The 26,967-nt window shown below is 47.9% G+C and carries 19 protein-coding genes; 10 read left to right on the top strand and 9 right to left on the bottom strand.

Annotated elements, in window-relative coordinates; genetic code table 11:
* Positions 1–105 precede the first annotated feature (105 nt).
* The gene (typA, locus tag BST96_RS05210; RefSeq protein ID WP_085757684.1) at positions 106–1,920 is read left to right on the top strand and encodes a translational GTPase TypA; all 1,815 of its coding nucleotides are present in this window, start codon (positions 106–108) and stop codon (positions 1,918–1,920) included.
* Between the two features lie 107 nt (positions 1,921–2,027).
* Here the strand turns inward: typA and BST96_RS05205 are convergent, their stop codons facing one another.
* The gene (locus BST96_RS05205) at positions 2,028–2,654 is read right to left on the bottom strand and encodes a LysE family translocator (protein ID WP_085757683.1); all 627 of its coding nucleotides are present in this window, start codon (positions 2,652–2,654) and stop codon (positions 2,028–2,030) included.
* 180 nt (positions 2,655–2,834) lie between these two features.
* Between BST96_RS05205 and BST96_RS05200 the strand changes: the two genes are divergently transcribed.
* The 4 genes from BST96_RS05200 to dtd all read left to right on the top strand — a co-directional run bounded on the left by BST96_RS05200 (position 2,835) and on the right by dtd (position 8,741).
* Positions 2,835–5,204: a TonB-dependent receptor gene (locus BST96_RS05200; RefSeq protein ID WP_085757682.1), complete on the top strand. Its 2,370-nt coding sequence runs from the start codon at positions 2,835–2,837 to the stop codon at positions 5,202–5,204.
* A gap of 127 nt (positions 5,205–5,331) precedes the next feature.
* Positions 5,332–6,675, top strand: coding sequence for a sodium-dependent transporter (locus tag BST96_RS05195; protein WP_085757681.1), 1,344 nt, complete (start codon positions 5,332–5,334; stop codon positions 6,673–6,675).
* A gap of 23 nt (positions 6,676–6,698) precedes the next feature.
* A complete protein-coding gene (pip, locus tag BST96_RS05190; RefSeq protein ID WP_085757680.1) occupies positions 6,699–7,679 on the top strand; it encodes a prolyl aminopeptidase in 981 nt (326 codons plus the stop codon).
* A 624-nt stretch (positions 7,680–8,303) separates the two neighbouring features.
* On the top strand, positions 8,304–8,741 hold the full coding sequence (dtd, locus tag BST96_RS05185) for a D-aminoacyl-tRNA deacylase (RefSeq protein WP_085757679.1): 438 nt from the start codon (positions 8,304–8,306) through the stop codon (positions 8,739–8,741).
* A 21-nt stretch (positions 8,742–8,762) separates the two neighbouring features.
* Here dtd and BST96_RS05180 read toward each other — a convergent pair whose 3' ends face one another.
* A complete protein-coding gene (locus BST96_RS05180) occupies positions 8,763–9,650 on the bottom strand; it encodes a coiled-coil domain-containing protein (protein ID WP_085757678.1) in 888 nt (295 codons plus the stop codon).
* A gap of 57 nt (positions 9,651–9,707) precedes the next feature.
* The gene (locus BST96_RS05175) at positions 9,708–10,190 is read right to left on the bottom strand and encodes an FKBP-type peptidyl-prolyl cis-trans isomerase (RefSeq protein WP_085757677.1); all 483 of its coding nucleotides are present in this window, start codon (positions 10,188–10,190) and stop codon (positions 9,708–9,710) included.
* Positions 10,191–10,318: 128 nt separating this feature from the next.
* On the opposite strand from BST96_RS05175, the gene BST96_RS05170 reads away from it, so the two are divergent.
* Together BST96_RS05170 and BST96_RS05165 are read left to right on the top strand one after the other, a co-directional pair.
* Complete coding sequence (locus BST96_RS05170; protein ID WP_085757676.1) at positions 10,319–10,504, top strand: hypothetical protein; 186 nt, start codon at positions 10,319–10,321, stop codon at positions 10,502–10,504.
* 24 nt (positions 10,505–10,528) lie between these two features.
* Positions 10,529–12,838 carry a DUF748 domain-containing protein gene (locus BST96_RS05165; RefSeq protein ID WP_085757675.1) on the top strand — a complete coding sequence of 770 codons (2,310 nt, stop codon included), beginning with the start codon at positions 10,529–10,531 and terminating at the stop codon, positions 12,836–12,838.
* A 16-nt stretch (positions 12,839–12,854) separates the two neighbouring features.
* Here BST96_RS05165 and BST96_RS05160 read toward each other — a convergent pair whose 3' ends face one another.
* On the bottom strand, positions 12,855–13,103 hold the full coding sequence (locus tag BST96_RS05160) for a hypothetical protein (RefSeq protein ID WP_085757674.1): 249 nt from the start codon (positions 13,101–13,103) through the stop codon (positions 12,855–12,857).
* Between the two features lie 262 nt (positions 13,104–13,365).
* Between BST96_RS05160 and parC the strand changes: the two genes are divergently transcribed.
* Complete coding sequence (parC, locus tag BST96_RS05155) at positions 13,366–15,639, top strand: DNA topoisomerase IV subunit A (RefSeq protein WP_085757673.1); 2,274 nt, start codon at positions 13,366–13,368, stop codon at positions 15,637–15,639.
* On the opposite strand, the gene BST96_RS05150 is transcribed toward parC, so the two are convergent.
* The gene (locus BST96_RS05150) at positions 15,629–16,879 is read right to left on the bottom strand and encodes a hypothetical protein (RefSeq protein ID WP_157117864.1); all 1,251 of its coding nucleotides are present in this window, start codon (positions 16,877–16,879) and stop codon (positions 15,629–15,631) included. The two genes, parC and BST96_RS05150, sit on opposite strands and share 11 nt — an antisense overlap.
* A 164-nt stretch (positions 16,880–17,043) precedes the next feature.
* On the opposite strand from BST96_RS05150, the gene serB reads away from it, so the two are divergent.
* On the top strand, positions 17,044–18,255 hold the full coding sequence (gene serB, locus BST96_RS05145) for a phosphoserine phosphatase SerB (protein WP_085757671.1): 1,212 nt from the start codon (positions 17,044–17,046) through the stop codon (positions 18,253–18,255).
* 35 nt (positions 18,256–18,290) lie between these two features.
* Here serB and BST96_RS05140 read toward each other — a convergent pair whose 3' ends face one another.
* The 3 genes from BST96_RS05140 to epmB form a co-directional block, all read right to left on the bottom strand.
* Positions 18,291–20,375: an EAL domain-containing protein gene (locus BST96_RS05140; RefSeq protein WP_085757670.1), complete on the bottom strand. Its 2,085-nt coding sequence runs from the start codon at positions 20,373–20,375 to the stop codon at positions 18,291–18,293.
* A 118-nt stretch (positions 20,376–20,493) separates the two neighbouring features.
* The gene (locus tag BST96_RS05135) at positions 20,494–22,293 is read right to left on the bottom strand and encodes a hypothetical protein (RefSeq protein WP_085757669.1); all 1,800 of its coding nucleotides are present in this window, start codon (positions 22,291–22,293) and stop codon (positions 20,494–20,496) included.
* 191 nt (positions 22,294–22,484) lie between these two features.
* Positions 22,485–23,534, bottom strand: a complete 1,050-nt coding sequence (epmB, locus tag BST96_RS05130) for an EF-P beta-lysylation protein EpmB (protein WP_085757668.1) — start codon at positions 23,532–23,534, stop codon at positions 22,485–22,487.
* Positions 23,535–23,973: 439 nt separating this feature from the next.
* Here epmB and BST96_RS05125 point away from each other — a divergent pair, with 439 nt between their 5' ends.
* The gene (locus BST96_RS05125; protein WP_085757667.1) at positions 23,974–25,680 is read left to right on the top strand and encodes a mechanosensitive ion channel family protein; all 1,707 of its coding nucleotides are present in this window, start codon (positions 23,974–23,976) and stop codon (positions 25,678–25,680) included.
* 241 nt (positions 25,681–25,921) lie between these two features.
* Here BST96_RS05125 and BST96_RS05120 read toward each other — a convergent pair whose 3' ends face one another.
* On the bottom strand, positions 25,922–26,929 hold the full coding sequence (locus BST96_RS05120; RefSeq protein WP_085757666.1) for a hypothetical protein: 1,008 nt from the start codon (positions 26,927–26,929) through the stop codon (positions 25,922–25,924).
* Positions 26,930–26,967 lie beyond the last annotated feature (38 nt).

The following is a 26,967-nucleotide window of genomic DNA, read 5'->3' as shown; positions in this document are numbered from 1 at the left end:
TCCTCCACAAACCCCCATTAATTACGCCAAACCCCGCATGATTAGGGTATAATCCCGCACCTTTTTTGCCCCAGCTAAAATTTATCTATTTTCAGGTGCCCAGCAGTGATCGAAAAACTTCGTAATATCGCCATAATTGCCCACGTTGACCACGGTAAAACGACCCTGGTAGACAAACTCCTCGAACAGTCAGGCACCCTTGAACGCAAGGATCAGGGCGCTGAGCGGGTTATGGACTCCAATGACCAGGAAAAAGAGCGGGGCATTACCATTCTGGCGAAAAACACCGCCATTGAGTGGAATGGCTACCATATTAATATCGTAGATACCCCGGGACACGCCGACTTCGGTGGTGAAGTAGAGCGGGTCTTATCGATGGTTGATTGTGTGCTGCTATTGGTTGATGCCGTTGATGGCCCCATGCCGCAAACACGCTTTGTTACCTCCAAGGCTTTTGAGCAGGGTTTGAACCCTATCGTCGTGGTCAATAAAGTTGACCGCCCCGGTGCTCGTCCTGATTGGGTAATGGATCAAGTATTTGATCTATTTGATCGTTTGGGTGCGACTGATGAGCAGTTGGATTTCCCCATTATCTATGCCTCTGCCTTAAACGGAATTGCTGGCCCTGAAGCCGATGAGTTGGCTGAAGATATGTCGCCGCTGTTTGAAATGATTGTCGACAAAGTTAACCCGCCTGCGGTTGATGTGGATGGCCCTTTCCAGATGCAGGTTTCGGCATTGGATTACTCCAGTTATGTGGGTGTTATTGGTGTGGGCCGTATTACTCGCGGTTCACTCAAGCCAAACCAGCCAGTCATTGTGGCCAGTGCTGATGGCAAAGAGAAAAAAGGCAAAGTGTTGAAAGTGATGGGGCATTTAGGTCTTGAGCGTGTTGAAGTTGAAGAAGCGCGCGCGGGTGATATTGTTTGTATTACTGGTATTGACGGTTTAAGTATTTCCGATACCTTATGTGACCCGGCGGCTGTTGAGTCGTTACCGGCCCTTACTGTGGATGAGCCAACGGTTAGTATGACTTTCCAGGTTAACGATTCTCCCTTTGCTGGTAAGGAAGGTAAGTTCGTTACCTCCCGTAATATTATGGAGCGTTTGGAGCAGGAGTTAATTCACAATGTTGCGCTGCGTGTTGAGCCAGGTGACAGCCCGGATAAATTTATTGTCTCCGGTCGCGGTGAATTACATTTGTCAGTATTAATTGAAACCATGCGTCGTGAAGGTTTTGAGTTGGGTGTGTCCCGCCCTGAAGTTATTCAGCGCGAAGTCGACGGCGAAATTCAAGAGCCCTACGAGCAGGTGGTGATTGATGTTGAAGATCATCATCAAGGTTCCATTATGGAAGAGTTGGGTTTGCGTAAAGCCGAACTGACTAATATGGAGCCCGATGGTAAAGGCCGTGTAAAACTGGAATTTATTATGCCCTCGCGCGGTTTGATTGGTTTCCGTTCGCAGTTTTTAACCATGACCTCTGGCTCAGGTATTATGACCAGTATTTTTGATCACTATGGCCCGGTTAAAGTGGGTGAAGTCATTAGCCGTCAAAACGGTGTATTAGTGTCAATGGTGACGGGTAAAACGCTAAGTTATTCATTATTTAATCTGCAAGAGCGCGGCCGTTTATTCCTCGGTCATGCGGTAGATATTTATGAAGGCCAAATTATTGGTCTGCATTCTCGCAATAATGACCTTGCGGTAAACCCCACTAAAGGTAAGCAGTTAACCAATGTTCGTGCATCCGGTACAGATGATGCGTTGATCTTAACGCCGCCGGTAAAACATACACTGGAGCAGGCGTTGGAATTTATCGAAGATGATGAGCTGGTAGAAGTCACGCCGGAAAGTATTCGTCTGCGTAAAAAGTTATTAACTGAAAATGCGCGTAAGCGTGCGGGCAATGCGAAATAATCATTGATCGTTTTAATGAAAAGCCGCAACAATCGTTGCGGCTTTTTTGTAGGGTGGATTACAATCCACCATGGCCGTAACGTATAAAAGGTGGATTATAATCCACCCTACATGCCCCAGGCTACGCGGATGGCAACGGCAACTAATAACACGCCAAATATTTTTTCCAACACAGGGCTGTATCGAGAAAACTTACTCGCCACATGATCCTTCGATACCACCATCGCCACAATGCTATACCAAAGCGCATCAACAATCGCCGCAGTGGATGCCATCATCGTTTTTTCTAATATCCCCGCTTCTGGTCTAACAAACTGACTAAATAGAGCAATAAAAAATAAGGCAACTTTGGGGTTAAGCGCCGCTGTTAGAAAGCCCACGATAAAACTGTTCGAGCTGGAGGGTGAATGTGCGGGCTGTTGCGAGTTGTCGTCGATGTGCCCTTTAGGCCATTGCACCCCAAGCGCCTTTAAACCCAGAAAAGCCAGAAAGGCCGCCCCCAGCAATTGCAGGGTTTGAAACAGCAGTGGATATTGCTCCAGAGCTACCGCTAAGCCAAGCACCGCCAGAAAGGCATAGCAGGCCACCCCAATACCATGAGCAATGCTGGCAGTTATGCCCTGGCCGCGACCTCGCTGCGCTGTGATCTGGATGATAATGGCAATACTGGGGCCGGGGCTCATGGCGCCTAAAGTACAAATCGCCAGCAATGATAGCCAAGCGGTAAATTCCATGGTGCTGTTTGCCTCTGGTTTATGGTTTATTTGGTTATTGCACCGTTAAAGTGCAGATATTATGATCACTTCGCCGTAAACCTGCTATAACTAATACTAAGTTGTTAAAGCCTCACCCGAAATGGGGCTATAGCTTCTATAGCAGCGTTAACGACTAATAATATAAATGGGGAGACAATCATGAAAAAGACCAATCTGGTAAAAGCAATTTTACCGGCGGTTGTGGCATCTTTATATTCCGGAGGCCTTTTGGCTCAAGGAACACTGGAAGAAGTCATAGTAACCGCTACCAAACGCGATGCGTCAATCAAGGATGTACCGTTTTCTATCAATGCCCAGACGCAAGATGATATCCGCCGTGCGGGTGCCAGTAGTATTGAGGATATCGCCCGTAATGTGGCCGGCCTGACCATCCAGAACCTCGGTCCTGGCCAGAGCCAGGTTGCCATTCGTGGTGTATCGGCCGGGCAAATAATCCGAGACCAGCCAGGTGTTAAAGAGCAGGTCGGTATCTATCTGGATGAGTCAGTGATTTCTTTATCATTGTTTACACCAGATTTTGACCTGTTTGACCTGAACCGTGTGGAAACACTGCGTGGTCCACAAGGTACGCTGTTTGGTTCGGGGTCAGTAGGGGGTACTCTTCGTTATATTACCAACCAGCCAACCTTCGATGAGACAGAAGGTTTGATTGAAGGTGATCTGCATACCCTGACCGATGGTGAGGAAGGTGGCCACTTTAAAGGTATGATCAATATTCCAATCAGTGACACCATTGCCGTACGTGCTGTTGCCTATACCACTGAGTATGCCGGTTATATCGATGCATTAGGTGAGAACGGCGCTAAAGACACTGATGTGAATGGCGGAACGCGTACTGGTGGTCGAATTGCGGTCAAGTTTCAGCCTTCTGATAGCCTGACTATTACTCCACGTATCGTCTATCAGGAATTGGAGACTGATGGTTTTAACCGCCAGGAAGTCTACAACCTATATGCTAACGAATACACGACTACGCGCCCTGCAATCCAGCTGCAGGAACGTGAACAGTATTTGCTTTTGGATGAAGAGTTTTCTGATGAAAGTCTATTGGCCGATCTGGTTGTAGAGCTTAACTTCGATGGCTTCGACTTGACCTCGATTACCAGTTATACCGAGCGGGATATTCTGGTAAGCCGTGATGCAAGTGCTTTGACCGGTAGTGTATCGGTTGACTTGGCCTTTCCTGATTCTGCAGTACTACTGCCGTCTAATCTGCGTGATAACACCGAGCTTGAACAGGTCACTCAGGAAATTCGCTTGAGTTCTAATGGCGATGGCGATTTGCAGTGGTTGGTTGGTGCCTTCTACTCGGATTCTGAGCGAGAGTACGAGCAGCGTCTGCCAACACCTGGTTATGATGCGGTGGTTGATGCTGAGCTAGGTGATGGCACTTCTGATGCAGTAGCCAATGGCTTTGGTACCGACTCTCCTTATAACGCTGACCTGCCTTATGACAATGAGCAGATTGCGGTATTTGGTGAGGTCACCTACGATTTCTCCGACAGACTGCACGGTACTTTTGGTTTACGTTACTATGATTTTGAAGAAGAGCGTGAATTTAATTCCGGTGGTCTCTTCTCCAATGGTGATAATGACTATGATAAGACGACAGCTGATGGTGTAAATCCACGCGTGTTACTCGCCTACGATATGACAGACCAGACCACCGTCAACGGCCAGATTTCTCAGGGCTTTAGAATGGGTGGTGCCAATGATCCACTAAACGTTGGCTTATGTAGTGCTGATGACGTGATCAACTTTGGTGGTAACCCGGATTATGATGAAGAAACGCTGACCAACTATGAGGTAGGTATTAAGTCTCAGATCAGTGATACCTTCTCATTTAATGCAGCGGTATTTTATGCTGATATCGAAGATTTGCAGGCGACTCTGGATGCGGGTTCTTGTTCTTCTCGAGTAGTATTTAATGTGCCCGATGCCCATACTCAGGGTATTGAAGTTGAGTTAAACGCCCAGCCATTAGACGGTTTGGATATCTCAGCTGCTTTATCTGTGATTGAGTCTGAGTTTGATTCAACCATTCCAAGCGCCACAGGTGGTGCGCTGGGCGGTCTGGAAGATGGTAATAAGCTGGCCTCTGTACCTGAGATGCAGTTTGCTACTACAGCGACTTATAACTTCGATGCGTCGGCGATTGCGCCTGGGGCAGAAGGTTATATTTCTACAACCTTCCAGTATATTGATGAGCGTATTACACAGCCTGGTGATCAGGTACAAGGTGCCGGTGACTTTGCCCACGGCCTGCCGTTTGGTGGCGCTACTGGTGATGAAGTGACTAGCCTTGATCTTGAGCTTGAGTCTTACCACCTGATTAACGTCAGCACTGGTATTCGCTCAGGTACTTGGGAGACTGTGTTATACATCAATAACATCACTGATGAGAATGTTGATTTATCCTTTGACCGTGAGCGTGGTGGTCGTGCCAGATTGGGTTATAGAACCAATCAGCCTCGCACTATGGGTGTTACCATTCGCAAGAGCTTCTAAACATGACGGAATGACGTAAGTTTAGAAAAAAGGCGCTCTGCAAAGAGCGCCTTTTTTATTTGCCTGCTGGCTTAATAACCGTCAGTATTCAGATATAACATCAACCCCTGATAAAGAACCTTAAGCTATGGCATCCAGAGAACAATTTTCCTCCAATACCGGCTTTGTTATGGCGGCAGCGGGCTCTGCAATTGGCCTGGGTAATATCTGGGGCTTCCCAACCCAAACCGCCAGCAATGGTGGTGCAGCTTTTGTGCTGGCTTATTTTGTATTGGCCTTCTGTTTGGCCTATCCCGCCTTAATGGCCGAGCTGATTATTGGCCGCCATGCCCGCGCCAATGTGGTAACCGCTTTGAGAGGTATTTCCACCGGCCCCGCCACCTATAAGTTGGGTTCTTTTGTGGGTTATTACGGCGTGATTGTCGCCAGTCTGATTTTAAGTTTCTACGCCATTATCGCCGGTTGGATGTTGACCTATTTATTAGAGTCGGTCACTACCATGTTGGGTTGGGTAGAGGCGGGCCTATGGCTAACGGAGTTTGGTTTTGAACGTAACCTGATTTCTATGGCAGTGTTTATGCTACTGACCATGGCCATTATCGCCAAAGGGGTAGCCGGGGGCATTGAAAAATGGTCGACGCGTTTAATGCCCATGTTACTGGTGCTGCTGCTGGTATTGATTGTCTATGTTTTAATGCAAGAGGGCGCCGCTGAAGGTTTACGGGTTTACCTGTTGCCGGATATTTCCCAGATCAGTCCAGGCTTAATTGTTAGTGCCATGGGCCAGGCCTTTTTCTCTCTATCACTAGGCGTGGGCACCATGTTGATTTATGGCTCCTACCTGGGTGAAAAAGAAAGTTTGCCCAAGCTCGGTGCGGCAGTAACCTTAGTGGATGCGGGTATTGCCTTTATTGCCGGCCTATTAATTATTCCCGCTATCTATGTCGCCAAGCAGTATGGTGCCGATATTTTTACCGATAGCGGTGATTTAATTGCCGGCCCGGATTTAATCTTTCAGGTATTGCCGGTGTTATTTGATTCCATGGGCGGCGTTGGTCTTTGGGTGGCTTTTGCATTTTTTCTGTTAATGTCGATAGCGTCATTAACCTCCTCGATTTCTATGCTTGAAGTACCCGTGTCGTTGGCGGCGGAAGAAACCAGTGCCTCCAGGTTTCAGGCTACCCTGCTAATCGGTTCGGTTATTTTTATATTTTCTACTGTTATATTAATGAATTTTGATAGCTTGTTTGGTTTTGTGATTGACCTGACAACGGTCTATAGCCAGCCCTTATTAGGTGTAGTAATGTGCCTGTTTGTTGGCTGGATTTGGCACCGCAACAATCTGTTGCAAGAAATTCAAAAGGGCCATGCCGATATTGAGAAAACCTTATTTTGGAAAATATGGCCGGCCTACGTTAAATTTTTCTGCCCGGTGTTAATTTTAACGGCCTTTATACAAAGTGTTATCTAATCATCCATAGAAGGGTCTACGCTATGATGACCTTATACCCTGAAATAAAGCCCTACCAGACTTTCCGCCTGGCGGTGGAAGAACCCCACGAAATCTATGTCGAAGAAAGTGGCGACCCGGATGGCATCCCGGTGTTGTTTGTTCATGGCGGCCCCGGTGGTGGTTGCAGTGCCAAAAACCGCTGCTTCTTTGACCCAGAACGCTATCGCATTATTTTGTTTGACCAGCGCGGGGCGGGGCAATCCACTCCCCATGCTGAGTTAAAACACAATAATACCCAGGCATTAATTGAAGATATCGAGGTGATTAGAAAGCATCTGGGTATAGAGCAGTGGATGTTATTTGGTGGTTCATGGGGTTCAACACTGAGTTTATTATATGCCCAGAGTTATCCTGACCGAGTGATGGGTTTGATTTTACGCGGCATCTTTCTTTGCCGTGATCAAGATCTGGAATGGTTTTACCAGCGTGGTGCCAGTTTAATCTTTCCGGATTACTGGCAGGACTATCTTCACCCTATTGCCAAAGACCGTCGTGATCATCTAATCGAAGCCTATTACGATTTGCTGACCGGTGATAATGAATTGGCCCGTATGGGTGCCGCTAAAGCCTGGTCATTATGGGAGGGACGCTGCGCCACTTTGCGCCCTAACCATGAAGTGGTTGAACATTTTGGCGAACCCCATGTGGCCTTGGCATTGGCCAGAATTGAAGCGCACTATTTTGCGCATAAAGGGTTTATTGAGGCCAACCAGATTTTAAATAATGCGGATATACTGGGGGGCATTCCCGGGACTATTGTGCATGGCCGCTACGATATGATTTGCACTCTGGATAATGCTGTTGCTCTACATGACCGCTGGCCCGAAAGCCAATTAAATATTATTCGCGATGCCGGTCATGCTTCTTCCGAGCCCAGTATTGTTGACGCCTTGGTCAGAGCGACTAAAGATATGGCGAAACGTTTTAGGCCAGATGATGAAGGCGATGACGCCTCCGACTAAAAGTAGGGTGGATTATAATCCACCGGTTTTTCACCCAACGGTTTTGGTGGATTATAATCCACCCTACAAAGAGAGTTAGATTGAGAGCATTAATACAGCGAGTTACCGAAGCCAGTGTTACCGTAGATAAAAAATGATTGGCGAAATCAATCGCCCCCAGTATTGTTGACGCCTCCGACTAAAAGTAGGGTGGATTATAATCCACCGGTTTTTCACCCAACGGTTTTGGTGGATTATAATCCACCCTACAAAGAGAGTTAGATTGAAGGCATTGATGCGGCGAGTTCCTGAAGCAGTGTTGCCGTAGATAAAAAATGATTGGCGAAATCAATCACCCCCAGTATTGTTGACGCCTCCGACTAAAAATAGGGTGGATTATAATCCACCAGTTTTTCACCCAACGGTTTTGGTGGATTATAATCCACCCTACAAAGAGAGTTAGATTGAAGGCATTGATGCGGCGAGTTCCTGAAGCAGTGTTACCGTAGATAAAAAATGATTGGCGAAATCAATCACCCCTAGTATTGTTGACGCCTCCGACTAAAAGTAGGGTGGATTATAATCCACCGGTTTTTCACCCAACGGTTTTGGTGGATTATAATCCACCCTACAAAGAGAGTTAGATTGAGAGCATTAATACAGCGAGTTACCGAAGCCAGTGTTACCGTAGATAATACAATGATTGGCGAAATCAATCAGGGTTTATTGGTTTTATTAGGTGTAGAAAAACACGATGATGAAACCACCGTCGATAAAATGGTTGAGCGGTTGCTGGCCTATCGTGTGTTTTCCGACCCTGACGGCAAGATGAATTTAAGTGTCACGGATATTAATGGGGCTTTATTGGTGGTCTCCCAATTTACCCTGGCGGCGGATACCAAAAAAGGTTTACGGCCTGGCTTTTCTTCAGCGGCCAAACCCGCTATCGCAGAAAAACTGTATCAACAGTTGGTAGAAAAAATTCGCCAAAAATCCATGACGGTGGCCACGGGGCAATTTGCGGCGGATATGCAAGTGAGTTTGGTCAATGATGGGCCGGTTACTTTTTTATTGGAGCTATAAAAATGCCAGTGGCGTTAGGCTTTATTCGAGCAACAGTGACTTATTAAACATCACCAGGCGGGGTGCTTCCTTGCCGGTATCGTAAATAAGCACATAGGTCGCTTTATCTTCTTCTTTCGGCACGTCGAGTTCCCAGGGGCGGCCATCTACTGTAAACGTCATCTTGCCACTGTGTACCATGGTTTCCATATGGTACTGCTCATGCCCCAGATAGCTGAGAATATCATCTTCACTATAAGCAGTATCACCATCGGTGCCGGCAATCGTAATAGTTTTATCTTCTGCTTCGTCGGCGTTGCCGCCACTAAACAGTGCCAACAGCCGTAAAAATTCATCCTCTGCAACCTGTTGCTCCTGAGCCACAGACACCGCATTGCTATTCGTAGAGGGCTTAGCATCCAGTCTGGCCTGTTTTTTTAGCAGAATTTTAAGTCGGGCTATATCTTTGCGGGCCGCTTTATCATTAGACAGGTTTTTGAGCAGTTCAGGTAAGTTGCTATTCAGTGCTTTATTCAGTGCAATATCCAAAGCTGTAGGGGGTGTGCCACTTTCCAGTGTTGCCAGCAGCAGACGTTGCCGGGCGACCAGTTCAGAAACATTTCTGATCATGGTTTTGGCAATATCAATAGAGTCTTCAAGGTCGAGAATTTCTGCATCCAGTGCGTCGATATCCAGCGCTTCAGTATTGGCGGTTTCGTTAGCCGAGCTGTTATTGCGTTTCGCTTGCGCCGCCTGCAGCTCTTTAGCGTAGGCTTCTTTTTCCTTGCGCAGCGTAATCAGATTACGCTGGTTTTCAAATAACTGCTTGCGGGTATCAGATACTGGGTCGGCCAACACGCCGCTGCTGGCTAATAGGGCGGTTACCAGAGTGGCTAACAGTACTGTTATATGACGACGAATAGCGAGCATGTGCAGTCGATTAAGTGAATGATGCCCGCATTATGTCATAGAAATAGCATTTTGGCCTTAGTGGTTATGCCCACCAATACCGTGGGCGTGGCCATGGGCGATCTCCTCCGCCGTACCGTCACGAACAGCCATAATCTCGATATCAAAACTGACGGCTTGCCCTGCCAGTGGGTGATTGAGGTCTATATCCACATTAAATTTGCCCACTTTCAGGATGGTGCCGGTTTTATAACCCTGATTGGTATTAAGCCTTACCACCTTGCCCACCTTTAGCTTGCCTTCATGTTTGAGGTACTTGGCTGAAATGCGGTCTTTATTCTTTTCTGAATACAGGCCATACGCCAGATGGGGCTCAAGGCTTACTTTAAAACTGTCACCCGCTTGCTTGCCTATCATCGCCTGCTCAACGCCGGCCAGGGTATTATTGGCGCCGATTAAACACAGGCTGGGGTCTTCTCCGCGGCTGGTTTCAACCTCCTCTCCTGCTTCATTAAGCACAGTGTAGTGGAAGCTGACGACGGTATTGTTGCTGATTTGCATGTGGGACTCGAATGGCTAAAGGTTAATGGGCCGCTGATGTTACTGCCTTTGGCGGCATTGAACAACTTGACGGGCCTTTTAGCTCATGCCCTAATATGCAGCATTAATTCCGACTGGGTGGAGCCATTGTGGCTGATATTCTTCCGTTTAAAGCGCCAAACAACAACAGCGCTAAAAAAGCCAGCACGCTATGCCGTCAGGGGCACCATAAATGGGTGATCGTCACCAGCCAAAAATTTGATGTCAAACAGGGCCGTCTGGTCACTGTTTCAGAGTGCAGACGCTGTGGTAAACGCAAAGTTGCCGCTTTATAGAATCCATAAAAGAGTTAGCAAACCATGATTGTAAGACTGATCAAAGGACGGCTGGGGAAAGTCATTGTCGTTATCACTATGTTGTTACTGCTGTTGCCGGAAGCACTGCGTTTTGCTGTGGTGAAAATAATTGCTGCTGAGGGTTTGGGCGAGGCCACTATTGAAAATGTAGACCTGAATCTATTTACCGGTACTGTCGCCGTGGATGGCTTTAGTCTGGCGCGGGAACAGCAGGAAAAAGTCAACGTCGCACGAGTCTCCCTGAATATTGCCCTGTTGCGGTTACTGTTTTCAGAAATACATCTACAACAACTGGAGCTTGACGGATTAGCGCTGTCGGTGATTAAAACGGAGCAGGGAGAGTGGGAAGTCGTACTGCCTCTGGCGGCTAACGATCAGCCAGAAGCAGAGCCGGAAGAGCCGGTTACTTTACCGCTGTTAGGTCTTGATCAGGCAAAGCTAAACAATGTTACGGTCAAGTTGGTTAGTAAAGAGGCCAACGGCCTATTGGAGATCAAACAGTTAGCGCTCGAGAACCTCAGTACCTGGCAAAATCTTAAGTCCACCCTGGTACTGGATGCAGCCTGGAACGATGCTCCAATACGGATTGATATTAGCGCCACTCCCATTGATCCCCAGCCCACACTAAAAGGCAGCATTAAGCTGGATAAAGTAGGCTTGCAGCAACTGGCGCCATTAGCCGGGCAGGCCGTGTTAGGTAATATCAGCCTTAGCAGTGATTTTAACGCTTATAAAAATAAAGCCGGCGATATCGTTGCCGAGATCAGCGCAGACTTATCTCTGGAGCAAATGAATACCGCCTATAAACAGCTGGGGGTGGCCAGCCAAAAATTGGCCTGGCAGGGGTCTGTCGACTTGGCGATGGTGGATGATGGCATTGAATACACCGTACAAGGGGATGCCGAATCCAGTGGCTTATCCATTCGGGATGACAAAGAAAAAATAGCCCTAATCTCCTGGGAGCGTTTTGCCATAAAACAATTCTCCGTGGATGAATTACTCAATACCAGCGTGGAAGAACTACAGCTTGAAAACGTCACTGCGATTAATGATGATGAGAGTGATGAGGGCAAATTTTATATCGGCCAAGTGGGTCTCAAGGAGATCAGCTTAAAGCAGGGCAACCATTTAATGGTTAGCCTATTACAAATTTCTGATATTCAATACCAGGTGGTAGTAACGCCATCCGGTGAATTGAGAATACAAACTCTGGTAAGCACCTTGGAGGAAGGTCTGGAAGATACCCAGGACGCCGCTCAGATGCCTGATGATAATTCCAGCGCCGAGCCCTTTGTCTTTACCATTAAAAAATCTGAAATAGTGGATGGCGGTAAAATCGTCTTTACGGATCATCGCTTTGCTGTGCCGGTAAGAGAAGTGATTAATATCAAAAAATTCAGCGTGCTTGATCATGATAGCGCCAACCCAGAGGTGCCGTTTAAGCTGGATTTTGAGGGCAGCCTGGGTGAGTTTTCAACACTGCTATTAACTGGCGAAGCCACTATTTACTCTGAAGAAATAGCGCTGGATTTTAAGGGTGAATTTGATGCGATACCGCTGCCGGTGGTGTCACCCTATACCGAAGCCTATCTGGGCTACCACCTGACCCGTGGCCAGTACGACCATACCTTTGAGCTAACCATTGACCATAAGGACATCCTGCTGGATAACCAATTATTTTTACGGCAGCTGAAATTAAAACCGGTTGACCCCGATAAAGCCCAGCCGATGGATAAACAGTTAGATGTACCGCTGGGTTTTGCCTTGAATATGCTGCGCGATAGCAATGACAATATAGAGCTTGATGTGCCGATCAAGGGCCGTATGGACCAGCCGGATATCAATATTGATGATGTGGTCAACGATGCTCTGGCCAAAGCGCTCAGGACCGGTGCGACCAGCTATCTGACCCTGGCCCTGCAGCCCTATGGTGCGGTGCTGATGGCCGCCGATTATGTAGGCGGGCAATTATCTACCATCAAATTAGACCCTATTGACTATGCCGATGGCGCAGGGGAAATGACGCAGGAGCAGCAGGCCTATGTCGATAAGATCGGCAACTTGATGTTGGAGCGCCCGAAATTAAAACTCACCATTTGCGGTACCGCCGGGGATAGTGACAGAGAGGCTTTGCAAACCCGTGGTGGCGAAGAGAGTACGATCCCTGAATCTGCTTTAATCGCCCTGGCCGATATACGCGGCAAGCAAGTGAAGCGGCGGATGACAGAACAGGGGATTAAAAGCCGCCGCTTATTTTTATGCCAGCCCGCTTATCAAGCAGAGGCTATCAGTGGTGTGACCTTAACGATGTGACGCTAGAGAGGATGGACTAGGCGGAGCCGAGCTGGGCTTCGATCTTTCTCAGGGTGGCTTTGGCTTCTGCGGTACCTTCAACAGCACTCATGACCAGCGCCAGCCCTAACATATGTTCAGTAATGACTTGCTTTACCGGTACACCCATTTCTTCAGCGGCATCGCGCAGAAATAAGAAAGCTTTGGCACCTATATCGTCAACGATTTCTTGTTGGTTGTCGCGTTTGAAGTTGTCTAGCTGAACTACATTGTCGGTGGATTGCATACTATCTCCTGAACTGTAATTTGAAACGGGCCTTCGTTAGGGGCCAGTGATTTCTGACAGCTTCCTGCTGACAAGCAATTGACCTGTAGTATAAGTGCGGTGGTCGATTTTTAAACTACGTAATTACCACTAAGGGCTGTGTGTAAAACACTTACATTGCTGGCTTTATGGCTGGTAACAGGCTGATTTATCAGTGATAATCCTAGTAAATATTCACATAAATTATTTCTATAAGTTATCCCTATAAGAAAGAGAAAAAACTATGTCCGACCAGTTCAATATCGCCGACGATGGCGTTGAACAAATCTCCCTCAAAAGCTACACCGAGAAGGCCTATCTGGACTACTCGATGTACGTTATTCTCGACCGTGCGCTACCCAATATTGCCGATGGTTTAAAGCCGGTACAGCGTCGTATTGTCTATGCCATGAGCGAGCTGGGTTTAAAAGCGGCCGCCAAATACAAGAAGTCTGCCCGTACCGTGGGCGATGTTATTGGTAAATTTCACCCCCATGGTGATAGCTCGGTCTATGAGGCCATGGTGTTGATGGCGCAGGACTTTTCCTACCGCTACCCACTGGTGGACGGGCAGGGCAACTGGGGCTCCAGTGATGACCCCAAATCCTTTGCTGCGATGCGTTACACGGAATCTAAATTATCCCCTTTCTCTGAGCTACTGCTGTCCGAATTGGGTCAGGGTACCGTTGATTGGCAGCCAAACTTTGACGGCACCCTTGATGAGCCCCAGGTGATGCCCTCCAGGGTTCCTACGGTATTGCTTAACGGGACCACCGGTATAGCCGTGGGTATGGCGACGGATATTCCCCCGCATAATATGCGGGAAGTCGTAAACGCCTGCATCCATATATTAGAAAACCCCAAAGCCACGCTGGAGGATTTAAGCGCTTATATTCCGGGCCCGGATTACCCTACAGAAGCTGAAATCATTACCCCACTGGCGGATATTCAAAACCTGTATCAAACCGGTAAAGGCAGTATCCGCATGCGCGCATTATGGCAAAAAGAGGGCACGGATGTGGTCGTAACCGCTTTGCCTCACCAGGTATCAGGCTCAAAAGTACTGGAGCAAATTGCCCAGCAAATTCACGCCAAAAAATTACCCATGGTGGCCGACCTGCGCGATGAGTCTGACCATGAAAACCCAACCCGGTTGGTGATTATTCCACGCTCAAACCGTGTTGATATTGAACCGATGATGAACCACCTGTTTGCCTCTACCGATCTTGAGCGCACCTACCGCGTTAACCTGAATATGATTGGTATTGACGGTCGGCCTGAAGTGAAGTCACTGGATAAAATTTTAAAAGAGTGGCTGCAGTTCCGTACCGAGACTACTAAGCGCCGTTTGCAATACCGTTTGCAAAAAGTGGAAGAGCGCTTAATGCGTTTGGCCGCATTGATGATTGTTTATCTTAATGTGGATGAAGTGATTCGTATTATTCGCGAAGAAGAAAAGCCCAAGCAGGTTTTAATGGAGCGTTTTGATTTAGTCGAAATGCAGGCGGAATATATTCTGGAAACCAAGTTACGCCAATTGGCCCGCTTGGAAGAAATGAAAATTCGCGAAGAAGAAGAGGCCTTGGAAAAAGAAAAAGAAGACCTCGAAAAAGTGATTGATTCGCCTCGTCGCTTAAAAACCCTGGTTAAAAAAGAGCTGATGGAAGCCGCAGAACAGTATGGCGATGATCGCCGTTCACCGATCGTCTCCCGTGACGATGCCAAAGCCTTTAGCGAAGAAGAATTAATGACCACTGAGCCGGTGACGGTGGTGTTATCTGCCAAAGGCTGGATTCGCTCTGCCAAGGGCCACGATATGGACCCCGCCAGTTTAAATTATAAATCCGGTGATGGTTTTCATTTGGCCGCCAGAGGCAAGTCCAATCAATCGGCGGTGGTACTGGATTCCGGTGGCAAGGCCTATACCGTTGCCGCCCATAGCTTACCTTCGGCCCGTGGCCAGGGTGAGCCATTAACCGGCCGTATTAACTCGCCTTCCGGAGCCAGCTTTGAAGGTTTGATGATGGGTTCGGCGGATGATCTATATTTATTAGCCTCCGATGCCGGCTACGGCTTTGTGGTCAAAGTGTCTGATCTGCAAACCAAAAACAAAGCCGGTAAAGCGGCATTAACCGTGCCTAAAGGTGGCCAGGTGATTCAACCAGCCAGAGTGGGTGGCAGCAGTGTTGAAGACGCCTTTGTCGTAGCCGTTAGCAACGAGGGCCGGATGTTATTATTCCCGCTAACGGATTTGCCCATTATGGGCCGAGGCAAGGGCAATAAGATTATTGGCATTCCTACTTCAAGATTGCAGGCCCGTGAAGAATATATGGTGTCGGTCAATATTATCCGTGAAAAAGATACCCTGCGAGTTTTTGCTGGCAAGCGACACGTCAATATGAAGTTTAAAGAGTTAGATCATTATATTGGTGAGCGCGGCCGACGTGGCCACAAATTACCCCGTGGCTTCCAAAAGGTGGACAGTGTTGAAGTGGTTAGCCCTGAGGCTAAGGATTAACCTGGGCCTTTAGGGTTTCTAGCTGGCGCTCAAGCAGAGCGCCATAAGGTTCCAGTAAGGTCTCCACAATACGGCTACTGTTTTTAGATACCTTTTCCGTATGATTGCTGATACTGCTCTGCACGCGATTGCCGACACTGGCATGATTATAAATCGTCGAGTTAATCACCAGCTTGCCTTCAATCGCAATATCCAGTGCCTGTTCTGTGGTGGCTTGCAGCGCCAGATCCTTATCAATCTCCGAGCTATGTTTACCCGACTTGCCGTCCAGCGCCAGCCCCGCATGCAGGGTAAAAAGATCCTGGTCCTGCATCCATTGCACAATTAAATAACCCGAGCATAGTGCTCGGAATGGATAATTATTTTCATCATCAGTGGGTTTGAAATGGATACTAAAACCATTGCTGCGGTTAACCTGTAGCTCCCCTTCATATAATTTGCAGATCATTTCCAACTGCTGCTTAAGCTTTGCCAGCCCTTGAGAGAGTTGCTGGGTATTCGGGTCCTGTTGCAGCGCTTTCAGGTTAACGATTTCGATAGCCAAAATGGCGGGGCTCAGTGAAGAGCTAATAGTCACTTTGCCCGGCTCCGGTGGTGCTGGCATGGCGAGAATAATAGCCGCCAATTGTTGCAGCTCATCCTGGCCGGGATAATCAATGCCGGTATTGGAGTCGCGCCGGCTTTTGGGCAGGCGGGTTATGGCCGCCAGATCCAGTAATACTGCTGTTAATCGTCTGGCGGGAATTAACGCCAGCAAATAACAGAAAGCCGATAACAGTAGCGCCAAAAAGGCCAGTTGCCAGCGGGTATTAGCGGCCTGTTGCAATAACGGCTTGGCATCCAGTGTAATCACCGCATAACCGGCAATGCTATCTTGAAAAGTGATCGAGGCGGATAGGGACTGGCCATCAGCCTGTTGCTCTCCGGCCTCGGCGATAGGGCGGTTTTCTACATCATAGATGGCGCCGCGTAACACAATAGGGCTGGCCACTAACTTATTGACGATGGATTGCAGGCTGAGCTTGTCCCCCTGTACCAGCGGGTTGCTGGCATCCCTGGCCAGTTGCTGGGCCAGGCTGTCGCCAAATAGCTGGCTACTGCGTTCAATCAGTTGCCGGTCACCGTGGTGGCTGGCCATCATTAGGGTCAAAGAGGCTAGCAAGCTACAGATAGCGCAAAGCCATGCTATTTTACGAGCAATGGAGAGATGTAAGAATTTGCTGATAAGCTTATTAAGCATTGATCACAACATATAGGGTCATTGCAGGGCTACTGGGGAATTATTATAAACCATGGTGGAAAAAACGCCGGTGAATATTTGGAGCAATCCTCCGCTGCCGTTACAATAGCCAACTTCCTAACCACAGTAATGTGGTGTTTTACTGCTTAACAAGGTTAAAACCCGTGAAAGAAATTATTCTTATTAATGTCGCCGGTGATGATAAACCGGGTCTGACCTCTTCAGTTACTGAAATTCTGGCGGGTTATGACGTCAATATCCTCGATATTGGTCAGGCAGTGATCCACGATACCTTATCGCTGGGTATTTTGGTGGAAGTACCCGCCACGGCAGAATCGTCGCCGGTATTAAAAGATATTTTATTTCGTACCCATGAGCTGGGCTTATCGGTGCGCTTTTCGCCGATTGATGAACAGAGCTACGGCCATTGGGTGCAGGGGCAGGGCAAGCCTCGCCATATAGTCACACTGTTAGCGAGAATGATTACCGCTGAGCATTTGTCAGCAGTCACCGCGGTGGTGGCCAATAATCAGTTGAATATTGATCGTATCGACCGCTTATCCGGCCGTGTGCCGCTGGATACCGTGCAGGACCAGACTAAGGCCTGTATTGAGTTTTCAGTGCGTGGCGAAGTGGCGGATAGTCCGGCTTTTCGCAGCCAGCTCATGGAGCTGACCAGTCGCTTTGATATCGATATCGCCTTTCAGGAAGATAATATGTTCCGCCGCAATCGCCGCTTGGTGGTCTTTGATATGGACTCCACCTTGATTGAAGCGGAAGTGATAGATGAATTGGCCAAGGCCGCCGGTGTTGGTGATCAGGTGGCTGAAATTACTGAGCGTGCCATGGCCGGTGAGTTAGATTTTACCGAAAGCTTCTCTGCCCGGGTTGCCCTGCTAAAAGGTTTGGATGAGTCGGTACTGGCCAAGATTGCAGAGACATTGCCGGTGACCGAAGGTGCCGAGAAATTGGTTTCGAACTTAAAACGACTGGGTTATAAAACTGCCATACTCAGCGGTGGCTTTAATTACTTCGGTGAGTACTTGCAGCGCAAGCTCGATATTGATTATGTCTATGCCAATGATCTGGAAATTGTCGACGGCAAGGTGACAGGCAATGTGACGGGTCAGGTTGTGGATGGTGCTCGCAAGGCTGAGTTATTAAAAAGTATTGCGCAGCAAGAAAATATTTCACTGGAGCAATCTATTGCGGTAGGCGATGGTGCTAACGATTTACCGATGTTGAGTATCGCCGGTTTAGGTATTGCCTTTCGAGCCAAGCCCATTGTCAAAGAGTCCGCCAAGCAGTCTATATCCACATTAGGTTTGGATGGTATTTTATATCTATTGGGAATTGGCGACAGGCATTCAGCCTAAGAGCCACCATGACGTAGGGTGGATTATAATCCACCTTACGCTATATCGGTAAACTCGTAGTCCATTTCACCAGACTGGCCGGCAAGGTAGCCGCCCTGAATATAATCCACTCCGATTTGCCATAAATGGGCCAGAGCTGCGGCATTTTCAACACCGCTGATAATCGCCTGGGTACTGCTTTCGTTGATGGTTGTTACCATCGATTTTATTTCCTGGGTATCACCACCACTTTGTAATGCTTCTGTTAACTCAGAGGCAATTTTTGCGTAATCGGCACCGACATGGTTTAGCGCTTTAAAAGGCTCATCCACTTTGCCAAAGTTGGTGATAGAAATTTTGCAGCCTAAGTCTTTGACGGCCTCGGCAAAGGTTTTTGCCGGTTTTAAAAAGTCGGTAATATCCGCTTCTAAAAATTGAAAAATCAGAGCCTGTGGAGGAATGCCTCCAGCCTTAAGTGCAACGCTGAGCCAGGGGATTAGCGTTTCATCCTGTAGGGCATTGTTGGTCAGGTTGATAATCACCCGAGTATCATGACCGTTTTCAGTATGCGCTGATAACTTTTTGGTGGCTTCTAATAATATCCAGCGGTCGAGACGGGTATTGATACTGCTGAAATTAATATTGCCCAAAAATTGATTGGGGCCTAATGCTTCACCCTCATCACTGGTCATGGTGGTGCGCACTTCGTAATGGTCACCGCTGGTGCCCCGTAAACTGACTACCGGTTGGAAGGTGAGCGTAAAGCGCTCGTCTTCAATCGCCTCTTGAATAAAGGCATCCAGTTCGTCATCACCGTTGGCATCGCCCAGGGCTTTCTTTTCACGGACATGGATATAAAGTTCGGCACCATTGCCAACCCCTTCGTTATCGGCATCTTCCCGCAATTTTTCACTGGCGCTAAAGGCATTGTCGATTAATTGATTGGCCTCTTGCTGGGATTTTCCATCAATGGCTACCAGACCAACACTGACCGTACACTGTATCGACTGCCCATCGACTTCTACGATATGTTCGGAAATTTGCTGGCACAGATCGAGTGCATATTGCTTGGCTTTTTCAGTGCCGGTATTGGGCATCAATAAAGTAAAGCTATCGTCGCAGTAGTGGGCCAGACAGTTAGCTTCGTCGCTTTTCGCCTGAATAAATTCTGCCAGATCTAACAAAATGTTATAGGCGTGAGTAATGCCGTAGCGGCTTCTAATGCTGGTAAATTTATCCAGGCCAAGATAGAGCAGGGTAGATACCTGAGTGCCTGCGGTTGCTTGCTGGTTGGCGGTTTCCAGTTGCGATAGAAAATACTGGTAACTATAGAGCCCTGTGGCCGGGTCGATATCGGGGTTGCCACCTGAGCTGCTGTTGGATTCTGCTCCCTGTTCTTTAATCGTCAGTTGGATGCAAGGCTCTTCATCAAAGACGGCATTGTTAAGTCGCATCGCTGCAGAAAAACCTTCACCTGCCTGATTGATTCCGGTGAAGTTAAAATCGGTACTCCCTTCGCCGTTACTGATCTGGGTTTTAAGCAGATTTTTAAAACTTTCCTGATCGCCAGCGTCAATAAGATCAATGATCGGTGCGCAGTCGAGATCATCGGGGTCGTCATAGCCGAAGCGCTGACAGAAAAGAGGATTGCTGCTGATAAGCATGCCGTCGGATAAATAGGCGATGGCATCCTGCGATTTTGACATCAGCATTTCGCTGCGTTCTTCAGCGTCGCTCAGTTTTTCTTTAGTCGCGTAAAGTTCTCGGTAAGTCTCAAGGTGTCGCAATTCACGGAAGGCGGCAAAAATTAATCGCTGGTCATCGTCGCTGCTGACCACATCACTGGCACCAGCTTCCAATGCGGCGTCGGCATTGCTATCGCGAATAATCAGGCAGGGGATATCACTCTGTTGCTTCTTAAGATGTTCCAGACATTGCTCAACAGCAATTTCCGGGTGCTTGTCATTGGCAATTAACAGGTCCCAGTTTTCCTGCTCCAGCAGGCTGTGCAAGTCTTCCGCTGAGCTGGCGCGCTGGGCTCTGGCGACTCTTCCGGCATTGCGGAATAAACTGATCAGGCGCTCGCCTTCATTATCTGATTCATTGATCAGTAATAATTTTATAGTACTTTTTCTAGCCATAAATCCCTGGACGTCCTGAGGGGGATGAAATACGAATAACTGCGTGGAGAATGAGCGGGGCTATTATTACTAACATTCGAGTCCGCGCCTAGTAAAAATTAGGTCGTGCTTATCATTTTTACAAATTGCCCCATAACGAGTCAAAATCATCACCGGCCAAGTCATCGTTATCAGTTTTGACCTGCTCATCACTAACGGGTGTGCCCAGGCGTTTAAATTCAAACTGGTTGTAGGCGCCGGTCTCGTTAAGCTTTTTGGTCAGTGTTGCTTGTACTTCTTTGCCGCGTTGGTTCAAAACTACCTTAAAGCCGGTTTTAAAGGGGACTCGTGGTGTCAAAAGCGTGATCGGTTGCTTGCTGACTGCCACTTCCGGCAGCACCAATACTCGCATATATTCTGCGGCGGCACCGGTTTTTCTTACAATCCGAGCGCCATAGGGTGCAGCGCTGGGACTGATAAGTTCCAGCCCCATTTGTGTTTGTTTGTCTTCGCCATGCTTAACCCAGCGGATAACGGCGATACTCCAATTATGGCTGTTGGCTTCTTTAATACCGACAATTTCTCCGGTTTTGATAAAGGCTTCCGCTTCGGGGGGCCATTCTACGCAGTAGCCATGGGCGCTGGAGTTAAGCATCTGCACGCTGTGGCTGCGGTACTTCTGGGCGTTGTCTTTATTTTGCTGTTCGTTGTCACGGATATGGAATTCAATAGACTCCAGCGACACACTGGTTTGGCCCATATTGGCTTCGTAAGGGCTGTCCCATACATCTTTATTGCGATGCTGCTGGGCCTGCACCTTCATAAAAGGGTTTTCGGCCTGCATAGTAAAGGTCTTGGCGCCGCGCTCTTCGACCAGTGATTCAAAACTTAATTCACCGGAGACAAAATGATGAGTCGCGCTTAAACCGACGCAGAGTTCCAGTTCGTCATTGGCTTCCAGCCGCATAAAGGTACGCTTGCTCATTGCATCCCAGGCCAGGATTAAATGCCCCAGCAGGTCAATGGACACCTGATAACTGCCAGCATCGGCTTTAAGGCTATCAGGTTTGGCATCTTCCCTGAGTTTTTTAAGGTGCTGTGCCAGAGGTTGGGTATCCAGGCTTAACCACTCGGGTTCAAGCGCAGATTCAAACAGTTCTCGATAGACCGGAGGTTTGTCGGCAGTGGGATCAATAATAAATAAGCCATCGTTACTGGTCGGTCCTAGCGGGCAGAGGCTGGCCCATTCAGTCAGGGGTTTAAAGATCCCCAGCAGATCTTCCTGGCGCAGTTGGTTGGGTTTACAGCAGCCAATCAGCAGGGCGCGTTTATAGCAGTTCTCAACACTGCTATCGCCAAACTCGGTATCAGTAATAGCGGTGTCTAAAATATGTTGTTGTCTGGCCAGAGCATAAAACTGGTGGAGATCATTCCAAACCCGCTTATTGATCGGTTCATACAGCTGGTAGTGGCGCTGCATATTAATGGTGTGATCGGTAATCGCCCGATGCAGTGCCTGGGCTATCAGTGATTCGGGCTTACTAAAGCCTGCGCGCTTACCCAGTGCCGCGGTATGGGTAGCAACAATGGTATAACCGGTTGCCAGTTGCTGGTGCAGGGTATGGGCCAGTATAGCGACCTTGCGAGGTTGCTCGGGCAGCACAATCGGTTGGTTAATATAGTGTCTGGTGAGAGATTTGCTGACAAAGTAGATTGAGGTGCGCAGCTTTTCCAGTATCTCAAAGCGCTTATTCGGCAGCATTCTTACCCGGTTAAGCTCAGCCAGTGCCTGGTAAAGTTGGCGGGTACTCTGGCCTAAATTGGCCATAGGAAGATTAGCAACCCACAGGTCTACAGCGGCGCCGCTGTCGGCAAAGAAACTGCTTTTTTCGAGTTCCTGCCGAGGAACTTTCAGTCTGATGGTATTTTCGCTACTCATTAACGCCAGGGTCTCAAATCGCTCTATTGGCCGCTAGCGTTGTGTTAGCGACCGCATTTATTGGGTTCAGGGGTTCAGGATGAAAAATCACCCTAACTGATTGTTTTTAATTATATAACAGAATAGTAGAAACGGCGGGTTTAGCACCTAATCCGCCTGCTCTGGGGCGAAAAAGAGAACTGTTGCCGGTTTTAAGGTCGGTCAGCAAGAGAAACCCCATAGCTAACAGGGACTTTTGACCGGGCTCCAGCCATTTCTTTAACCAATTTGGGCACCAGATAGCCTGGCAGTCTGGCCAAGAGCGCTGTTATCAGTTGTTGGCCAACTTCCTCAGGCACTTGAAAATGCCCGGCTCCCTGTACCTTGTCGAGTGTATGCAGATAATAGGGCAGGGCACCGGCGGCAAACAGTCTTTCACTGAGTTCGGCCAGACTGTCAGCGTTGTCATTAATACCCGCCAGCAGCACAGTTTGATTGAGTACTGTGATGCCAGCATATTTAAGCCGGTGCAGGCTGTCCTGCACGGTTTGGTCTATCTCATTGGCGTGATTGCAGTGCACCACCATGACTGTATTCAGGCGGGTTGCGGTTAGCCATTGCAGGCATTGTGAAGTGATTCGCTGGGGAATCACAACTGGCATACGGCTATGGACCCGCAAGGTAGTGAGATGAGGGATAGCAGCGAGTTCCTCTACCAGTTCGGCCAGCAATATGTCACTGGCCGCCAATGGGTCGCCACCGCTTAAAATGACCTCATGAATCGAGCTATCACTGCGGATATAGTCCAGCATCTGCTGGCGTTCCGAGCGGCCCGGATTATTGTCGCTATAAGGGAAGTGGCGGCGGAAGCAGTAGCGGCAGTTAATGGCGCAGCCGCCGCTGACAATCAATAGCACCCGGCCATGGTATTTATGAATCAGTCCGGGTACTGGATTGCAGTCCATTTCCCCCAGGGGGTCTTCGCTAAAGCCGGGCTGATAGTCCAGTTCGGCACCTAACGGGAGTACTTGTTTGAGCAGTGGATCATCGGCACAGCCAGTTTTCATTCGGGCGACAAACGCACGGGGCACCCTTAAAGCAAAGTCCTGGCTGGCGGCCAAAGCTGCTGGCAGCGATGACTTATCTAACTGTAAGAGGTCAAACAACTCCTCGGGTTGACGAACCACATTGGCAAGGGCCTGTTGCCAGCTTTCCGGCGTGGGCAGTTGAGCCGGGTTAATTACAGAGGGGTGGGTAGTCATTGCCGCCTTTCAATCGTGATGAGGAATAAAACTAACAGGCGCCATTCTAGCAACAAAATAACCTTGGTAGGGCGATTGTGCACTGCTGTCTCATAGTTTTGTATAGACTGGGAACGAGCTGCACTGAGTAGGGGTTGGCTTGGCATCACGTTCACGCTTTTTATTACCTGTTATTGCCGGGCTTTACGCCTTTTGCTTTCAAGAAGCCAGAAAGAATGCGTGATCTTAAGACGCCTCACTGCCGGACGCTTAGCGTAAAGCTTGCTAAAACTCATGTCTCGAAAGCATCAAATTTGATGTATCCACCACCAGCAGAAGATCAAACTAACAATTGGAAGAATTTGTGAGGCAGCAGTGGGGTGTTGTGCGCCATCAGTTTTTACAGTTGGTGTGCTTAAGGCTATAGTGCCATAAAACAACATCGAACTGGTCACGGCTTATGACACCGATACTCTCTAGATTGTTCTCCAGAATGCTCGCCACACTGTTTATAGGCCTGCTGTTATCTCCTTTAACACTTTCGGCACAAGCAAACCCTGCACCGAAGGTTGCAGCGGCGGAGCTTGTCGAGCCGGAGCTTGAAATAAACCCGTTGGTGACAGAAGCGGATGAACTCAGAAAGCTGATTGATATCAAGGTGTCAGAAACTCAGCAGTTGCTCAAAGAACAAAGCCAAACCACGGCTGAAGACTATGATGCCTATGGCCGCCGTATTGCTAGCAGGCAGCTAGCCATACTGGATGAAATGGATAATCTGTGTAGCAATATTCTTGAGCAGGAGCAGCAAAACCTGGAGACGGCAGAGATAAGAAAATATGCGGGCAAACTATTGGATGCCGCCGGTGAAAAATTGATCGCCTATATCGATCTGGTTGAGGCCTCCCAGGAATCAGCCGCCGATCCCATGCAGAAACCGGGCAGCCATATCCCGCTGGATAGACTTTACCAATCTCTGGGCAAGCAAATTACATTAAGAGAAAGCTTGGGTATGGATGTGACCCGGCAAAAAGAAGACCTTAGCCGCCGGGTGATCACTCGGGCAGAGCGCCTCTCCGGCAGAATAGAAATCAGTAAAGAGTCTGAGCAAGCGATTACCAAAAAAGTCAGTGCAGAACCAACCAATAAAGAGCATCAGCTAGCCCTGCTGGATATCCAGGAAAAAGTCGCCAAACAGGCTAAAAGCTTATCGGTCACCATTACCATTATGAACACCTTGGAGATGGACAGCAGTGCCTACCAACGCCTACTGATAAAAAGTACCGGCGACATTACCACCGGCATTCTCGATAAGGGGGTGGTGACCGGCTTATTTGCTGAATGGTTTGACGAAGCGCAAACCACTATTCGTGAGAATGGTGCGGTGATTATTTTCAAACTCTTTATTTTTAGCCTGGTTATTTTTATTTTTAAGATGCTGGCCAATATCGTAGGTAAATTGGTAGAGCGCAGTGTTAGTACATCCAGTCTGCAATTGTCGAATTTATTGCAGGATATGATTATCTCCAGTGCATCGCGTATTGTATTAATCACCGGTGTTTTAATTGCACTATCTCAAGTCGGTTTTTCACTGGGGCCTTTGCTGGCTGGTTTAGGTGTGGCGGGTTTTATTGTGGGCTTTGCCTTGCAAGATACTCTGGGTAACTTTGCCTCCGGTATGATGATTTTAATTTATCGCCCTTTTGATAATGGTGACTTGATTGAAACCGGCGGGGTGTTGGGCACCGTGGCCAGTATGAACCTGGTATCAACCACGCTATTAACCATCGATAACCAAACCATGATTATCCCCAATAATAAAATTTGGGGCGATGTGATTAAAAATATCACCAACCAGCGGCATCGCCGTGTCGATATGGTCTTCGGTATTGGCTATGGGGACGATATAGAAAAGACAGAAAAGGTGTTGCATGACATTGTTACTTCCCATGACAAAGTCTTACCGTTGCCGGAAACCACTATCAGGCTACACAAGCTAAACGATTCCTCGGTAGACTTTATTGTGCGCCCCTGGGTGAATACGGCCGACTACTGGGATGTGTATTGGGATATTACCCGTGAAGTTAAAATGCGCTTTGATAGAGAAGGGATTTCCATTCCGTTTCCGCAGCGGGATGTACACCTTTACCAGGAATCAACAAACACTTAGCCCCTGGCGGGCTTGTGCTTATGTTCATTGCCCCGCTCATGTATAATCGCCTGCAATCATCTGGGTGCGGTCGATAAGGCTTTACTCTATTGCTTTTAAAATCAATAAGTTACCGGCGTAAACGTGCTGGAGAAAACTAGGAACTATCATGGCAACATACTCTACCAACGAGTAGACAGTCCATTGATATTACTGGTTTGCTCTCGGCTTTATTTTATGAGTCACCATTGAGTCACCAGATTTAGCCTTGATCTATCATTGGTAGGCTTCTAAATAAGCTCCCGAAATTATATCTCCACTGTAGGGCAAAGCTTAAGCCGATTTTTCCATCCAAATCACTTCTTAAAAACCTCTGCCATTCATTATCATTTGGCAGTCTTGCGAAGTCTTTGTGATTATCTATGACCCAGTCACTGCAGGCATTAATGATGGCAGGTACTTTGGGGTTAGCATCTTTTATGGCAAGAATTCTATTTAATTCATCCTGTGATAGAGGCTCCGAATTATTCTCTATCGCGGTGTTACACCTTTCTTCAAAATTTGCACTGAGAGTGTCAATCTGCTCATTAATATCTTCGTCTGAGTTGTAGAGTATTTTGACCAGTGACAATAGAGCTTTTGCTCTCCAGTCCTGCTGGTTCAAATGACATAGGAACTGGAACATCTTTTTGCAGAGGGCTTCGCTTTCATGATAAAGCTGCTCACGGTTTCTCCTAGCGACTAAGCAAAGATTCTTATCAGCTATTTCACTACCCTTTAAATAGGCGGTTTTTATAATTTGTATTCTAACCGGAGGAGGATTCTTTTTAGCTGTCTGGTAATCAGTTAGTAAGATTAGAGCGTCAGACTCATTCCCTAATACGCGTTCATACGCTGAAAAAAAAGGCTCGCTCGTACAAAAGTTCTCTGAAGGGGATTTTACGCCAAGATCGAGAAGAGGGATATCAACTCCTTTGGCGGGGTTGACTTCAAGTGGCGGTATTTTAAATTTCTGGAGAGTATGTTTTTCCAGAACACCCAAGAGTGTCATTTCAATAACACTGCCGATGGTTTTCCCGTCAAGATTAGGCATCGATTGACCGCTTTCGAGTAAATCATACCAGTGAGGCAGTTGGCCTCCTCTTCCGACCCGCTCTAAAATTGGTTTGATTTCAGTAACATTTTCCCCTCGAAGATATTCGTTAAGTTTTAATACTATTTCTTCTGTCTTAGCTTTTACCTCGGCACGCAAAGGGCTGCTATCTATCATATTAGTTCCTGTTGTAGAGCAAAATCCTGAAGTTCTAT

The sequence above is a fragment of the Oceanicoccus sagamiensis genome, assembly GCF_002117105.1.
Lineage (GTDB): Bacteria > Pseudomonadota > Gammaproteobacteria > Pseudomonadales > Dasaniaceae > Oceanicoccus > Oceanicoccus sagamiensis.
The sequence above is the reverse complement of the archived record's forward strand: the minus strand, read 5'-3'. Positions and strand labels throughout refer to the sequence as shown.